The sequence below is a fragment of the Paenibacillus sp. V4I3 genome, from assembly GCF_030817215.1.
GTDB lineage: Bacteria > Bacillota > Bacilli > Paenibacillales > NBRC-103111 > Paenibacillus_E.
In genome coordinates, this window is the sequence record NZ_JAUSZA010000001.1 from 265,830 (window position 1) to 280,860 (window position 15,031).

Below are 15,031 nucleotides of genomic sequence, written 5' to 3' on the forward strand. Positions count from 1 at the left end.
TAAGTTAGACCGCTGAGTATATCGGCGGTTTTTGTCTTTATACTGTTCAATATAGTTATCTCTTTAATCTGACAAAACCTCCAACCCAATCCCCAAAACCTTACTACCCAAATCCAAATGCTCCCGATCCAGCGTCACCTTTACCTTACCCACACGCCGTTTCTCTCGCCAATCCCGCAATTCCTCTTCCGTCTCCAAACGCAGTTCGGGAACTTCCTTTGCCCTATTAAGCATATAATCCGTCGTATACAAAATCCGATAAATCCCATGCCCCGCGGGAATTATCGCCGTCTCCCTTTTAACACACTCCTCCACCTCAAACACAACATAAAGCTCATCCGTCGCACCTCTACTAGAGGGAATGGCCGTTATCTCAGAGCGCGGAACAACCTTCCACTCTCTCACTCTTCCATACCACGAGATGCCCGCATCATCCGCACCAAACAAACGAATCGACTGATACAACGCGACGTATTCCAATCTAGTCAGCACCTTATGATCCGTAATATTCCGAAGTGGCGTATGGTAAAAGCCATGCTCAAGCGCAGCATCCAATTGCGGCTTCTTACTCAGTGCCCCAACCAATACATTTTTCCCAGACAATTTATTCCCGTAATACTCCTTCGTCCCGCGCGGCCTCGTCGTCCGCTCATAGGCTTTCTCCGGGCTATCCATGATAATCTCGTCCAGGAACTTCTCCATCAAGCTCGTCGAATTCGGCAAAAATGGAAAAGCCCCAATATTAATGAGCTCCACACTTTTATAGAACTTATGCTGCTGGAACCGCTCCTCATCATGATAGGGAAACAATACATACGCCCCAAACATGCTCCGCTCGTACTCTTTCCCCTGCCCCTCCGAATACACAATCGCATCCCGATAGCGGTGCATCGTATTAATATCATCCTCTTCCGGCCCCGGCATCCGGTACCTCTCGAAGTAAGGCGTCCCCTCATAAGCAGGATTAATGCGATATTTGGCATCAAAAATGTATTTGTACTCCGCCGCGGCGTCGTTCTTTTTCAAAGTCAGAACATTATCTGGCCGCTGGGACAGAGTTGGACTCCGATCCCCTTTGGGCAGCGCATTATAAAACAGCGTAAAAATCTCCCCGTTCAACGGGTTTTTATACACCATCTTCGCCTGCTGGGACTTATCCAATGTGACGAACAGTCCACTCCGATTGATTTTGATAATATCTTGTTTGAGCAGCTCATACTTTTTGCTTAAAAGATGGTGAATCTTCAAGAAACACCAGTATTCATAGAGCTGAGCCAAATCTTTCATCGATAGACGGAAAAAATCATTCTGAATCGACAAACCTTTTAACAACATTAAATAATAGCGGTATACCCCTCGGTAACCTGATGCCATTTGCAAAACCAGTGAAATAGACAGCTGCCTCATCTCGCCAACATCCAAAAAATCATGCTGCAACAGCCGCTGCACCTGACTCTGCATAAGATTAAGCTTCTTCGTAAGATTAGGATCTTCTACACGACTTTTTTGAGCTAAACGCGTTTTTACATCCTTAAGCTTCTGCCCAATGCGTACAAGCACCCATTTTACGGTAAAAGGATAAGTGGATATCCGCCTTCTTTTCAATAACCAGTTCATAGGCGGCCTGTGTTTCATAAAAAGTTGGCATACACATATCGCCAGAACTCCAACTCGTTATAGTCCATATTTTCAAAAGAGACCACCAATTAAGGCAGTCTCATATTTGTTACATATAACTGATTGATCTAGATGAATAAGCACATACATGCACCGTATGCGGGTCAAAAAACGAGTTTTATAGAGACTGTTATAGTCGGCTGGATCCTTGATTTTACTAGGTTTTTGACGTTCCCATTATGTTCACTTAGGCTCGTTTTGTTAGTTTAAGAGAGGTTTTTTCACCAAATTTACACCAATTTATCACCAGTTTTACACCAATTTTTTTACACCAATATTTATACCGGGATTTACACCATATTTAACACCAATAGTACCAAAAAAGGCTCAATACTGGACACATGTTCTCAGAGAAATATGTATGGGTTCATGTGAAGGAGACATGAATATCATTTAGGGTGCATGTAGGTTTACACCATGATTATACATGCACAAAGTGATACATGTGGTTAAAAACACGGAAATTCTAACCCTTAAAGGTGATTCGTGTTAATTTCGGAGGAAATTTCAAAAATTTTAACACCAATTATACAGGCATGCCCCCAAATTATTTATTTCTCTCAAAGCTGCTAATCGTTGATATGGCAAGGCTCGAACGAAGTATATCCCCCAGTTCAACACCAATTTGAATTGGTGATACATGGGTGCATGTTATTCCAAATCGACGGGAGCTCCTGTAGATTCGTTCCATGCAGATCGAAACGCTACCTATCCGAATCTTTTCATACTTTCACATCTTTATATGGAAGGATCTTATATACAACATCACATAAACGTAAATCAGACGCCATTACAGTAAAAAAGGAGTGGAGCGGGTCTATAATTAACCCGCTCCACTGGTTTAAATATGTTGTACCGCTTTTATTTGATCCAAAATATGCGGATCTTTGATCTTCGTATCTTGTGCAAGCATCACTATTTTGGACAAAATCTCCGAAGTTTTCGGGTCTTCGTCCATAAACGGCAGGAACAATTTGCCGCGATGTTGAGAGTGGACCGGTAGGATATTTTCAAAGAAGATAATGCCAGGAATGCTGCTTAATAATCCCACCTTTTTTGTACCAACCTGATGCACGTCTCCGAAACGTCAAGGCCGTCTTGTTCAAATATACTAACTACATTGAAGTATGAGCCAAGTCTTATCAAAATCGAAGTTCTTTAAATCTTGTTCTCTTATCCAAAAATATATTCTCCCAACGTTAGATGGTGTCTAACAAATGGGGTGCAGTTCACATAAACATTGTTATTTTGCTCGGACAAGGGCTCAGGAAATCGAACCGTGGCTAGGCAGAACCATCTCAATTGAAAAGGAATACTCTCCTTAAGAATCTAAAGAAATTAACGTCCTTAAAAGAATCCATTTGCTTGCTCAGATGGTGAAGCTCCCATTGTTTCCCTGCAAGGTGCTTATTTATTTCAGCTATCTCCTTATCGAATTGGTTGAGTTCGTTATTCAGGTTGATTCTGGCGGTATCTTCTTCCCTCTTTAAGAAATCATACTCCGGACTATAGGTTTGCCTTATGTTAGATATCATGTCCTGCGACCTGGTTTGATAAGTTTGTTCTAAGTTATTCAATATTGATTTCCTGTCCTTAAATTTTGATTTTATGGCTGTGATTTCACTACGAGGAACGGATTGGGGGATTTTAGTCCTATACTTGCGTTCTATCTTTTTTTTCCACTCTACCAGCGCTTTCGCTTGGGATGGACTCATTCCTACATGAACCGAGCCCCCGTTTTTTAATATCATATACACCTTTTCAATTTTTTTGCGGCCATAGGACTGAAAGATATTAATGTCCAAAAAATCAACCGGCGTACGAATTCCGCTCGATCTTAAACGCCGTTTGATTTCATCGTCTATATCCGGTATTTTTTCTTGGCTAATCCTATGCTTCATTAATTGATCTTCCAGCCAAGTTTTTTGGAAAGAGGCCAATGCGCCGGCAAGCTCGGTTTTTTCCTCCTGATCTATGGTTTGTCTTTCACCCACGATTTCGCTTATATGACTCCGGAGTTCCTTCTGCAATTTTTCCGTTTCATTCTTTTCTCGTTCCGATACTTCCCCTTGCCTTCGTAATATAACGTATATCTTGTCTTCCTCCATTTGTTGGAACTTATGCTTTATATCGTTGACTTCGTTCAATTCGCTTGTCAGATCGGAAACAACATATTCAAGCTCCTTTATTTTTTCAGACGTGGTTCTCTTTACTTTAACAGTGGGAAGTTTCACATAACACCAGCTTAAAAAGGCCATCTCCACACCTAATCCCAAAGTCGTGCAGGATACTAAAGCTGTAACCGGAGCGTTTCCATACATAACAGTTGCAGCCGATGCTGCGGTAGTTAATACCAATAATGAAATGGTTCTTTCCAACACGAACCTATCTTTTGACAGAGGCTTGCAAGGTATTGCTTCCGTTGTGAGATAATCCAGTACCCACGACGAACCAACAGGATACGATGTTTCTGGTTGTGATTGGACAGCGGCTGACCGCATCTTCCTAGCGAGCCATTCAGAGAAGGCTGCTAGATGAGTCATTAATTTCGTTGCAGAGGCGACTATAGGATGCACGGCATCAACCCGTGATTCGGGATCAGGGGGCCGAGGCACCTTCTGCATTTCTATTGCCGTAACATCACGAAAGGAGTTTACCAAAAAACGTAACGTTTCATCATCAACAAGTTCCAGAAATTCAAAAGCGCGAGATGCGTCTGGCGAGACAAAGTCTTTCTGTCGAAAGAGGAGACTTTCTTCACCCTCTCCCGCACCAAGCGAATTCCATAATGAAGCATCCATAGAAACGGCTGCTATTGAAATCAAAATGACCCACGCTGAAAAGTTATCGATATACGGCCCAAAATGTCCTTCGTTTCTTCCGGGGTGTTGATAATTTCTGTGACCGAGCTCGTTGCTTTTCATGCCGTTTAAGCCTGGTACATACATACCATCATAATCGATCAGAATTATTTCATCATTGTGAATCAATATGTTGCCATGCTGCAGGTCCCCATGCGCAATATTTGCCATGTGCAGCTCAGTGATCATTTTTAGCCATTTATTCGCTAGTCCTTTCAATAATTCAACGTTATGCAAATTTCTTTGGATATAATGAAGCAGCGATTCCCCCTCAACCCACTGCATTTTAACGACTGGAAACCAATTGCCGTTTATTTTTATGCCTTCAGAGAGGTACTCAAAAGGGACGATATAAGGGAGATTAACGGAGCTTAAATGCAAGCTGATGGCATCGTAACGGACCTTTTGATCCTTCACGTTATTGGTAAAGCACCTGACCGCCCATTCCGTCTTTCCGCACTTTATTTTGTAAACACTAGCGAAACCTCCCGAAATAGGACGAGGCAGTCCAAACTTATCCAATTCAGGGAGTCCGGATTGAAGCTCCGGGTCCTTGAAACAAATTTGCGGATTTTGTATCGCTTCCCTATAATCCTGTGGAGTGGGCCATAACATCACCTCACATCCCCTTACAATAGATTTACCCGTATTAATGTAACATCATCATTTCTTAGATAAAAGCCGCCGTCGCGGCAAATTAACTTCCTTTCGGACTGAACTAAATTTATGAAGTCATGTTCACCGGCTAACCCTTGTATTTTCTTTATTACGCTTGCGTCTTCCTCGTAACGAGTTAATGTCCAGCATGCCAGGGCATCGGTCATTAACAAAAAGGTGTCTCCCGTTTGGGCAGTACCGGTCCATTTTTTAACGAACATTTTAAGGTGAATGTTATTGACTGTGTTACTCGATATAAGAACCGGCCTATTATGAAAATCATCGATGGAGCTCAAAGGAAAAAAGGCGATAATTTTATCACCCCGAACTTGAAATATACAGCTGTCACCGATCGCTACTGCATCAAACCCCGCGGATGAAGCATCCGTCAAACGAAAAGTGATTCCGGCTAAAGTAGAGAACGCACCGCTTTTTAGCTTCTCCTCAGCGTACCAGGGAAGGTTTTTGGCATTTAGTTTTCTCTTCCAAGCCTTTGACAATTTGGAAACGGATTTATCGATATGTTTACTTTCAAATTTGCCATTGCAATAACCGCTTGCGAGCAAATTAGCCCATATATCGGAAAACGAAGATTCACTAGCCCCATCGGCTATGGCGAATCTATAATACGCAGTATCCTTATTAACAAAAATGCTGCTGCCAACGGCATCTTCATATTCATCTTTGCGGTTTCCCGCCTTTGGCAATGAAAAACATGTGTTTTCTATTTGCACCATATCCCCCCCTACCTAAGATTGGCGGGACGCGTTCCAATGTCAAGCGCCTGGATCACAAGGGTTAGATCGGCATTTAATACAAATCCCCTTGATCCATCCGAAAGATTCAATTCATGTTCCTGATTGGCCACCTTGATCATAAATGGTGTCAGCATGCTTGAGCCTTCGTAGAGCATCCTGGAATATTGGTCAGGCAGTCCATCCGAGGTTTCCGGAAAACGCAGCTCAACCGCACTCGGACTGCCCGATATATGCAAGTTGAACAGCAATACATTTCCATCGTCCGTAGCCAGTGCTCTTATTTGTTCCATTGCAGCAGTCGGATCACCGTCGGTGGATTCTCCGTCCGTAATATGAATGACCACCGGCGGAAAACAATGAGAGTATTCACTGATCCATTGACTCAAGATGAGATGGGCTGTATTCAACGCCTGGCACATTGGAGTACCGCCGTTCGCGACAGGATCAAACCAGAGAGGAAACTTAACAAGCTGATCTACAAGCCCGCCTGCCCCATCCGGAACCTTCTTCAGACGTTTTTCCAATCTTGACGGATTATCTGCTATTTCACTAATCGGCACTAATTCCTTTCCGGCTAATAAACCGCCGAATGCCGGCCCAACGCTGGCGCCATAGCCTATCACACCAACATGATAGTAGTCGCGTATACCTTCCGACTTTGCACACTTTATAATAAGATTTTGTAATAAACGATTTATTGCATCGGAAACACTTCCGGCTTTTGAGCTAGCCCCGAACGGGTCGGACATCGATCCGGACTGGTCAATAATAAACAGAAAACAAGACGGATCTGAACGGCTGATTTCTGCTGAATACATGATTTTTCCTCCTCAAAAATGTACATATTCCCATCATATTCCGGCAGGAACGGAGATTTGTACTTTTGAAGAAAAAAAATATTGGATGGTTCTTTAACCCGAGATTAACGGCAAGCAGTGCCCCATCTTCGACACAAAAAAATATCCCTACATCACTATTACGGTGATGTAGGGATACTATTTTTCAAAGTCTATTTCGTTGCGTCGATTTGTTTATGCATTAGAAATTAAGGAATTGTCCACGACTACTCTCATTGATTAAATATTTGATAATTCGTTTCACTACATAATTTGCAGCTTCTTCGATTGAAAACTTGGTTATATCGATTTCGATTTCCGGGTTCCCAGGTGTATCATTTGTGCTCGAGCTGCCTGCAAGCGGTCTGTTTACATAAACTTCAATATATTCTTTACCAATGATGTCTCGCGCGGTTTCTCGGTCGCTAACGTTCGGGGAATCACTCGATACCAATGCAATAAGTCCAGCATCGTTCATCAATTTTGCAACTTTTGCTAATCGCTGCAACGATTCTCCTTGGCCATTCCCCAGTAACATGGTATGGTGGCCTGTCGATACCAAACGTTTTTCGACTTCCTTCGCAAGGGCCGATTGATCTGAAAGCGAACCAGTGAACCAAAGGGTCAAAGGATTCTGACCTTTTTGCTGAGCACGAACATCTCTGGTGATTTCCGTATCTAGCCGTACAGAATTGTCGGAGCTTTGAAGGGTTTGCTCAATCACTCCGCAAGCAGATGTCATATTGGTGACACGATCGATCAGAATAAATCCGCCAATGCTTTTATTTTGTTCAAAAGAATCAATAACGATATTGTCAGATAAAGAAAACTCACATGTTGCCAATTCATTTTTTACAATATGATCAGTTGGAACCGTTTTTCCAGTATTAATTTCGATTTTATGTTTAATGGCCGTTACGGTACCTGGCAGGACTTTCGTTCCTACTTTGACCAGATAGTTTTTGCCTGGCGTCAGCACAGAATCATCCATCCAAAGAATCGTAGCTGAGAAACTATCCGCCTCTTGGATTTGACTATCCTTCGTGAATACACAGCCCCGCGAAACGTCGACTTCCCGATCCAATTGAATGGTTACGGGCTGTCCAGCATAGGCATAATCGCGATCTTGGTCAGTCACGAGGATCCGTTTGACTTTCGCCTTCTCATGACTAGGCAACGTTGTCAGCTCATCGCCAACCGCGATACGCCCAGCCTCAATTTGGCCTTGGAAACCACGGAATGTATGATCCGGACGGCTTACACGCTGAATCGGCATCATAAATGGCTTCGTACTATCGCTCTGATGAACGTCCACATTTTCCAAATATGGCAGCAAGGCAAGGCCTTCGTACCAAGGGGAATTTGGCGATTTTTTCGTAATGTTATCCCCTTCTGTGGCAGAAACAGGGATCACCTGAATGCTTTCAAAGTGAAACTCAGCGGTCAATTGCAAGAATTCTTGTTTGATCGCATCAAATATCTTAGGATCAAAACCCACTAAATCCATTTTATTCACGGCTAAAACAAGATGTTTAATGCCCATAAGTGCGCAAATTCGAGTGTGTCGCTTAGTTTGGGTAATAACCCCTTTCTTTGCGTCCACAAGAATGATAGCCAGATCCGCAAAAGATGCGCCTACGGCCATGTTACGGGTATATTCTTCGTGTCCAGGTGTGTCTGCTACGATGAACGAACGGTGGTCCGTCGTGAAATACCGATAAGCCACATCAATCGTAATCCCTTGTTCGCGCTCCGCCAGTAGCCCATCTAGAAGCAAGGAATAGTCAATTTTGCCGCCGCGGCTGCCCAGTCTGCTATCCAGCTCTAACGCTCTTTCCTGGTCGGCGAATAATAGCTTGGCCTCATAGAGCATATGTCCAATTAAGGTGGATTTTCCGTCGTCTACACTTCCGCAAGTAATAAATTTAAGCAGACTTTTCATTTTAGAAATAACCCTCCCGTTTACGTCTTTCCATACTTCCCGCCGCTTCTTGGTCAATTACCCGCGTTGTCCGTTCGGATGAGACCGCACCAAGCGTTTCTTCAATAATGGCATCTATCGTATCCGCCTCTGACTCAGCTCCCCCTGTAAGCGGATAGCAGCCTAATGTGCGAAAGCGCATCTTCTTCATTTCAATTTTCTCATGAGGCTCGAGCTTCATGCGATCATCGTCCACCATGATGAGATGTCCGTCGCGTTCGAGTACAGGTCTTTCTTTGGCAAAATAGAGAGGCACAATATCAATGTTTTCTCTGCGAATGTATTGCCAGATGTCTTTTTCCGTCCAGTTGGATATTGGGAAAACGCGGATGCTTTCTCCCTTATTGATTCTTGTGTTGAAAAGTTTCCACATTTCCGGCCGTTGGTTTTTCGGATCCCAGGCATGATTCTTATTCCGGAAAGAGAAAATCCGCTCCTTCGCACGCGACTTCTCCTCGTCACGTCTTCCGCCGCCGAACGCAGCCGTAAATCCGTATTTGTCCAATCCTTCTTTCAAAGCTTGGGTTTTCATAATATCCGTATACGCGGAACCATGATCGAACGGGTTGATCCCTTGATCAATCCCTTCCTGATTGGAGTGAACAATCATCTTGATTCCGAATTCTTTTACCTTACGATCGCGGAATTCAATCATTTCTTTAAACTTCCACGTTGTATCAATATGCATGAAAGGAAACGGCGGCTTCTCCGGATAGAAAGCTTTCAGCGCCAAATGCAGCATCACGGAACTATCCTTCCCGATAGAATACAGCATCACGGGATTTTCACATTCCGCCGCTACTTCTCGAATAATATAAATCGCTTCAGCCTCAAGTTGATCCAGATGCGTCATTTCATCTATAGAATCAAGCATCATTTTTTCCATGGAAAAGGTGCCTCCTTTTAATTCTTACTAAAACTATCGTCTTTCTTTATATCCTATCAGATTCTGGCTTTAATGCAAAGTGGAAGAAAGTGAAAAACTTAAGATTTCTGTCATTTCGGTCGAATTCTGTCGGACTTTTTCCGAGATTGTCACTTTTTTTGTCGCAATAATCACTCTGTGACATTAAAGTTCACTTTGTCTCGCCTGAACAGTGGGTTCTTTACGTTTGAAAAAGGATTGGGTCGATAAGGATTACTTTGAAGAGCTCGTAATGTAACAAAAGCATGGAGTCGAACCCCAGTTCATTTTTCCATGCGAACCTTAAACATTCTACTCGAAATAAATTAAAGTTTCTTTACAATAAAAACCCCTCTATTTGATAGAGACTGTTATAACTCGCAATACGACAGCTGATATAATAAGTAAGAAAAGGAGTGTGTAATAGATGAATCGAGTCATCGATCAATATATCCGTAGCGAGGAAGAGCGGGCTTGGGCGAGAAAAGCAGAGGAGCTGGCTGCCCATTTTGCAGGGAGGGCCACGCGGCACGACCAAGAGGGATCGTTTCCATTTGAGAATTTCGCAGACCTGCGCGAGGCCGGGTACTTAAAGCTAACCGTCCCTCAAGAATTCGGCGGGAATGGACTCTCGCTTTACGCCCTCGTCATGCTGCAGGAGAGGCTAGCTTATGGGGACGGATCGACCGCATTGGCCGTTGGCTGGCATGTCGGTCAGATCCTTCATCTCCGGACAACCCGGAAATGGCCGGAGGCTATTTTTGCCGATTTGTGCCGTTCCGTCGTGAGCGACGGGACAATGATCAACACCTTCGCTAGCGAAGCAGCATCCGGCAGTCCCAGCCGAGGCGGAAAGCCCGAAACGACCGCGGTCCCTACGGAAGGCGGATGGCGGATTACGGGACGCAAAACGTTTAGTACGCTTTCACCGATCCTCGATCGTTTTGTGGTATCGGCGTATATCCCGGATGAAGACTGTACGGCCGACTTCCTGATTCACCGGACGGACCGGGTGACCTTGGTGGAAAACTGGGATACACTCGGGATGCGCGCGACCGGAAGCCACGATGTGGTGCTGGATGGCGTTTTTGTGGACAAAGACATGAGGCTCTCCGGAAATGGCATGGATGACGGGGGCGGCTGGCTTCTGCATATTCCGGCATGTTACATGGGCATTGCCTTGGCGGCACGTGATTACGCTCTTGAATTTGCCCGCTCCTATCGACCCAACCATATGAACGAACCGATCGCCGCACTCCCTTCCGTCCAGCAGTCGATCGGAGAGATGGAAATCGAATTACGAACCGCACGCTCGCTCCTTTATGCGGCGGCGGATCGCTGGGATCGTGAGAAGGAAGACCGACCCGCTTTGAAACCTGAGCTCGGCTTGGCCAAGTATGTAGCCACCAACAACGCCATCAAAATCGTGGACTTGGCGATGAGAATTGTCGGTGCCGCGAGTTTGTCCCGCAATCGGCCTTTGGAACGGTATTACCGGGATGTTCGTGCAGGCCTGCATAATCCGCCAATGGATAGTACAGTGCTTCATACCTTGGCTAAAGCCGCTTTAGCCGAGACACCCTTGTGATCCGAGAGAGACGCTAAAACAAATCATTGAGAACCCGCGTCGGAGCCTCCCTATCCGCCTTCAAAAAGTATTCATATCTGCCGAATCTCGTCAGCGCCTCTTGGGTGGGCAGCCATACCCATTCGTCGATTTCGGTCTGGCAGCGGTGGGCCCGAAACGCGGCGAGCTTTGCTTCCAGATGAACATGCACGTCGACTTTGATGACATCCTTACGGGAATACCCGTACCGCTCCGGACGCTCCATTGCGTCACCGAACGTAATGAAATATAAAGCACCCCTATGTCCTGTTCGCCCAAAAGCGTTCGTCGTCGCTTTTCCAATTGCGCAATGATCTGGATGTCCACCCAGCGTTTCGTGAAACGTAAGCACAACATCTGGATCCACTTCGTTAATGAGAGCCGCAATCCGTGCTGTCAGGCTATCCTCATCGGCAAACTCAACTGTTTTGTCGCGGATATCCAAAAATAGGAGCTGCCGGATGCCCAGGCTTTCGCAGGCTTGCCGCAGTTCCATTTCGCGGGCAGCCGCCATCGATTCCCGGTTGAGATAAGGTGGATTGCCCATGCGTCGTCCCATTTCACCCCGCGTGGCGCTCACCAGCGTAATGTCCACCCCCTCACTGGCATATTTGGCGAGAGTACCTCCACAAATAAACGACTCGTCGTCAGGATGGGCAAACACCGCGAGCAGCTTTTTGGCTTTATCGATATTGTTCATTCTGGAAACGGCTCCTTTCCCAAGTGCAGAGCAACATTCATCCGACCTCTGTCATCATAGCCAGCCAGCAAAAGACGACCATTCCCATCTACCTCATAATGCGTCAGCGCCTCCATTCGCAGCCAGCCATGCCCATCAAATCGTAGAGCGGCACGAAAAGGGCCTTCCCCCGCTATAAAGACATGGGTAACCTTGACCTTGAAATTGCGAACGAAGGCAAATGAAGTCGCTTCGCTGTGGATATAAGCGTCAGTCCCGACGAAGGTCTGAAGCTCGGCTTCTACTTTCGACCTGATTATTTTGATCATCGCCATTAGCTCTCTTTTCTGAAAGGATTTAAATTGCTACATAATCGTAATCACAAAATAGCATCTTTTAGACCATTATTCAAACGAAACAACCCTATCCTAAAGACAGGGTCTAATCATATTCAATATTCATTTAAAACAAATCGACTGGGTAGTGGCTGCAAATTTCAGACCATTTCATATCACATCAACTTTACTTAAATGGTTTATAATCGTTAAATCTTTAGTCGGGTTTTCGTAAATACTCAGAATTTTTAAATCCGGCATATTTTTCAGCACACTTAAATCATTGAAATGCCGAATAGAAAATCTCAAAATAGATTAACTTAACCTATGTTTGCAGCCAAATAACCCCATCCTAAAATAAAGACAGGGTTAACAGAAGTTATTTTACAGCTCCAATATATCTTTGCAAACTTTCCTCTACACATCCGGCAATTAGTTCTATGAATGGTCCTAGATCTTTGTCTATACTTGCAGTTTCTAGAGTCTCATAATATTTCAGTCGTGCATCGTTTGCAGCTTTTACAATTGCAGGCGGAAATCCGTATGTCATTAAAATTAAATTCATTAATAGTCGTGCTGTACGCCCATTTCCATCTGAAAAAGGATGAATGTATACGAAGCGGAAGTGGAACTGCGCGGCTAGTTCAACTGGATGCATGTTGTCTTTATGTTCATCATACCACTTCATTAACTGCTCCATTTTTTCGAAGAGTACTGTAAAGTGTGGGGGAGTATGCTGTGAGCCTGATATCATAACATTAATCGTCCGATATCGCCCTGCGTTTTCATCGTCAATGTTTTTAAGAACGAGGTGATGAAGTGACTTTATTACATATTCTGTAAGTTCAGTTTTCCGAGTTACAACATCCTGAACGTAGCTGATAGCTTCCGAATGATTGATAACTTCGAAGTGTTCACGTAGCTTTTTGCCACCTATGGTTAGTCCTTCTTCTAAGACTAATTTGGTTTCTAGTAGAGTTAACGTATTACCCTCAATCGCATTTGAGTTGTATGTCCACTCAATGCGATAAACCTCATCTAAGTTCCTTACGGCAGCGGATGGTAAAGGTCTGAGATCATCCAGCTCTCTTTTTAAATGATCTATTTTAACAAAGTTCATTTTACCCCTCCCCATCTCGTTATTACCATTATATCACAGAGAATAGAAACCAATACGCGATAATATTGCTCTAAAACAACCTACAACCGAGGATCGATTTCCCTCTCCCCAGCAACCTCAAACAGCAAATTCGCAACAACTTCGATTCAACTCTTCACGATTAAATTATACAAGTGTCTGTTTGATCACTAGCTATTGTGTCCCTCTCAATGAGGCACCGTTACGAGAAAAGCCCATTCCGTTGTTAATCTTTTCCCATCTCAATCCCAAACATCCCTGCAACATCCGCATCTTCCAAAAATCGCTGATACAACTCCTCCTGAAATTGAAGGCAATTTCCATCGATCTTGTCATCCGTTGCTTGCCAATCCAGATCAAATGAACCCTTCGGTCGAATAATGACCATCAATTCTTTATGTGAAATTGGAATCACCAACCTTTTTTTCTTTATGTGAGTAAAGCTATCCTACGACTATGGCTGTTTCCTTGGTCAGCTCACTGCCGAATTCAAACTGATATAGCTGCTCTCTAGCGGGTTTCCCATTTAGTGACCAAAAAATCTCCCACAGCGTAGGGAGATCTAAGTAAGTGTCATTCTCAGTTTATCATAGAATGCCAAGAACGTATTTTCTATCCTGGCAACCTTTTATACTTACCCAATGAACGTTATCACAATGTATTTCATTTGGGAGAGGATTATAGCGGTATGCTGCTTTTCCTTAAAAGTGACAATACAGAGAATTGGGAGGTGCTTAAAATACAGGAACCTGAACTCGGCAAAGCTATGACAATGCTGGAATTCCTTAGCCAAGATGCAGAATCTCGTCGGCAACATGAAATGAGACAAAAGGCATTGCATGATGAGTCTTCATTAAGGGAAGGCGCAAGAGAAGAAGGCGAAATGAAAGGTGATACGATAACAGTAAACCATTTGTTGGTACATGAGATCTTTTAAAACTTCCAATAATTTGCAAAATAAAAAACCTCCGCCGCATGATTAGGGGAGGTTGCTAGTTGAAATTTTGCCATTCACTTCTTCCAATAGACGTTTTCACGCTTATGCTTAATTCCATCTATCCAAATGACAGATTTATCTTCATCTACCTCAAACACAAGAATGACTTGGTAGAGACCAAGTCTTGCCCAATAACCTTCCAATTTACCAAAACGTATTCGTTTGGCGGTAAGGGTTGGTGTAAGATAGTCGTTTAAAAGACTCTAAATAAATTCTTTCCTTCACTTCAGGAGGATAAGCCAGTATACCAGCTAGGTCATCAAGAGCTGTTTGCGACCAATATACATTATAAACTTTGTCCACGCTCAAATTCCTCCACCTTTACACGGAGATAATCGAGCCCTTCTTGTTGGCCATAAACGCGTCCAGAGTTTCTATCTTCGCGGCTTTTTTGAACCTGTCGTATAAGATCCGCATCTTCAGAAAGAGCCTCGATATCCAATTGCTGAGCAGCTTCACGTTCTCGCTTCATGTTCAAGTAACCAATAAAGTCAAGAACTTCAGCCGCATCTTGTTCAGGAATATGGTCGATCAAAAGTTTCAACTCTTCACGATTCACGCTCATGGACAACCCCGCCTTTCGATTACTATTACCATTATAC

The 15,031-nt window shown here is 43.9% G+C and carries 15 protein-coding genes and 1 pseudogene; 2 read left to right on the forward strand and 14 right to left on the reverse strand.

Features of this window, described 5'->3' with window-relative positions; translation table 11 throughout:
- Nucleotides 1-63 precede the first annotated feature (63 nt).
- The 8 genes and pseudogenes from QFZ77_RS01365 to cysD all read right to left on the reverse strand — a co-directional run bounded on the left by QFZ77_RS01365 (nt 64) and on the right by cysD (nt 9,656).
- Nucleotides 64-1,617 carry a DUF2357 domain-containing protein gene (locus QFZ77_RS01365; protein WP_307434945.1) on the reverse strand — a complete coding sequence of 518 codons (1,554 nt, stop codon included), beginning with the start codon at nt 1,615-1,617 and terminating at the stop codon, nt 64-66.
- Between the two features lie 901 nt (nt 1,618-2,518).
- A pseudogene (locus QFZ77_RS01370) lies at nt 2,519-2,686 on the reverse strand (DUF7737 domain-containing protein); the annotation flags it as partial.
- A gap of 102 nt (nt 2,687-2,788) precedes the next feature.
- Nucleotides 2,789-2,866, reverse strand: coding sequence for a DUF1963 domain-containing protein (locus tag QFZ77_RS37700; protein WP_373462717.1), 78 nt, complete (start codon nt 2,864-2,866; stop codon nt 2,789-2,791).
- Nucleotides 2,867-2,975: 109 nt separating this feature from the next.
- On the reverse strand, nt 2,976-4,709 hold the full coding sequence (locus tag QFZ77_RS01375) for a hypothetical protein (RefSeq protein ID WP_307434951.1): 1,734 nt from the start codon (nt 4,707-4,709) through the stop codon (nt 2,976-2,978).
- 458 nt (nt 4,710-5,167) lie between these two features.
- A complete protein-coding gene (locus tag QFZ77_RS01380; protein ID WP_307434954.1) occupies nt 5,168-5,932 on the reverse strand; it encodes a protein phosphatase 2C domain-containing protein in 765 nt (254 codons plus the stop codon).
- Nucleotides 5,933-5,940: 8 nt separating this feature from the next.
- Entirely contained in the window at nt 5,941-6,771 is an 831-nt protein-coding gene (locus tag QFZ77_RS01385) for a vWA domain-containing protein (RefSeq protein WP_307434957.1), read from the reverse strand.
- A gap of 220 nt (nt 6,772-6,991) precedes the next feature.
- Nucleotides 6,992-8,731 (reverse strand): GTP-binding protein, encoded by a 1,740-nt coding sequence (locus QFZ77_RS01390; RefSeq protein WP_307434960.1) that lies wholly within the window; start codon nt 8,729-8,731, stop codon nt 6,992-6,994.
- A 1-nt stretch (nt 8,732) separates the two neighbouring features.
- On the reverse strand, nt 8,733-9,656 hold the full coding sequence (gene cysD, locus QFZ77_RS01395; protein WP_483874768.1) for a sulfate adenylyltransferase subunit CysD: 924 nt from the start codon (nt 9,654-9,656) through the stop codon (nt 8,733-8,735).
- A gap of 445 nt (nt 9,657-10,101) precedes the next feature.
- On the opposite strand from cysD, the gene QFZ77_RS01400 reads away from it, so the two are divergent.
- Nucleotides 10,102-11,262, forward strand: coding sequence for an acyl-CoA dehydrogenase family protein (locus tag QFZ77_RS01400; protein ID WP_307434963.1), 1,161 nt, complete (start codon nt 10,102-10,104; stop codon nt 11,260-11,262).
- 13 nt (nt 11,263-11,275) lie between these two features.
- Here QFZ77_RS01400 and QFZ77_RS01405 read toward each other — a convergent pair whose 3' ends face one another.
- The 4 genes from QFZ77_RS01405 to QFZ77_RS01420 all read right to left on the reverse strand — a co-directional run bounded on the left by QFZ77_RS01405 (nt 11,276) and on the right by QFZ77_RS01420 (nt 13,847).
- Entirely contained in the window at nt 11,276-11,980 is a 705-nt protein-coding gene (locus tag QFZ77_RS01405) for a PIG-L family deacetylase (RefSeq protein WP_307434966.1), read from the reverse strand.
- Complete coding sequence (locus QFZ77_RS01410) at nt 11,977-12,288, reverse strand: DUF1806 family protein (RefSeq protein WP_307434969.1); 312 nt, start codon at nt 12,286-12,288, stop codon at nt 11,977-11,979. Before QFZ77_RS01410 ends, QFZ77_RS01405 begins: the two co-directional genes overlap by 4 nt.
- Before the next feature lie 385 nt (nt 12,289-12,673).
- Complete coding sequence (locus tag QFZ77_RS01415; RefSeq protein ID WP_307434972.1) at nt 12,674-13,414, reverse strand: Fic family protein; 741 nt, start codon at nt 13,412-13,414, stop codon at nt 12,674-12,676.
- A gap of 244 nt (nt 13,415-13,658) precedes the next feature.
- On the reverse strand, nt 13,659-13,847 hold the full coding sequence (locus QFZ77_RS01420) for a hypothetical protein (RefSeq protein WP_307434975.1): 189 nt from the start codon (nt 13,845-13,847) through the stop codon (nt 13,659-13,661).
- A 273-nt stretch (nt 13,848-14,120) separates the two neighbouring features.
- Between QFZ77_RS01420 and QFZ77_RS01425 the strand changes: the two genes are divergently transcribed.
- Nucleotides 14,121-14,369, forward strand: coding sequence for a hypothetical protein (locus QFZ77_RS01425; protein WP_373462552.1), 249 nt, complete (start codon nt 14,121-14,123; stop codon nt 14,367-14,369).
- A 204-nt stretch (nt 14,370-14,573) separates the two neighbouring features.
- On the opposite strand, the gene QFZ77_RS01430 is transcribed toward QFZ77_RS01425, so the two are convergent.
- Both QFZ77_RS01430 and QFZ77_RS01435 read right to left on the reverse strand, forming a co-directional pair.
- Nucleotides 14,574-14,732 carry a hypothetical protein gene (locus tag QFZ77_RS01430; protein WP_307434980.1) on the reverse strand — a complete coding sequence of 53 codons (159 nt, stop codon included), beginning with the start codon at nt 14,730-14,732 and terminating at the stop codon, nt 14,574-14,576.
- Nucleotides 14,716-14,994 carry a hypothetical protein gene (locus QFZ77_RS01435; protein WP_307434983.1) on the reverse strand — a complete coding sequence of 93 codons (279 nt, stop codon included), beginning with the start codon at nt 14,992-14,994 and terminating at the stop codon, nt 14,716-14,718. The genes QFZ77_RS01430 and QFZ77_RS01435 overlap by 17 nt, the downstream gene beginning before the upstream one ends.
- Nucleotides 14,995-15,031 lie beyond the last annotated feature (37 nt).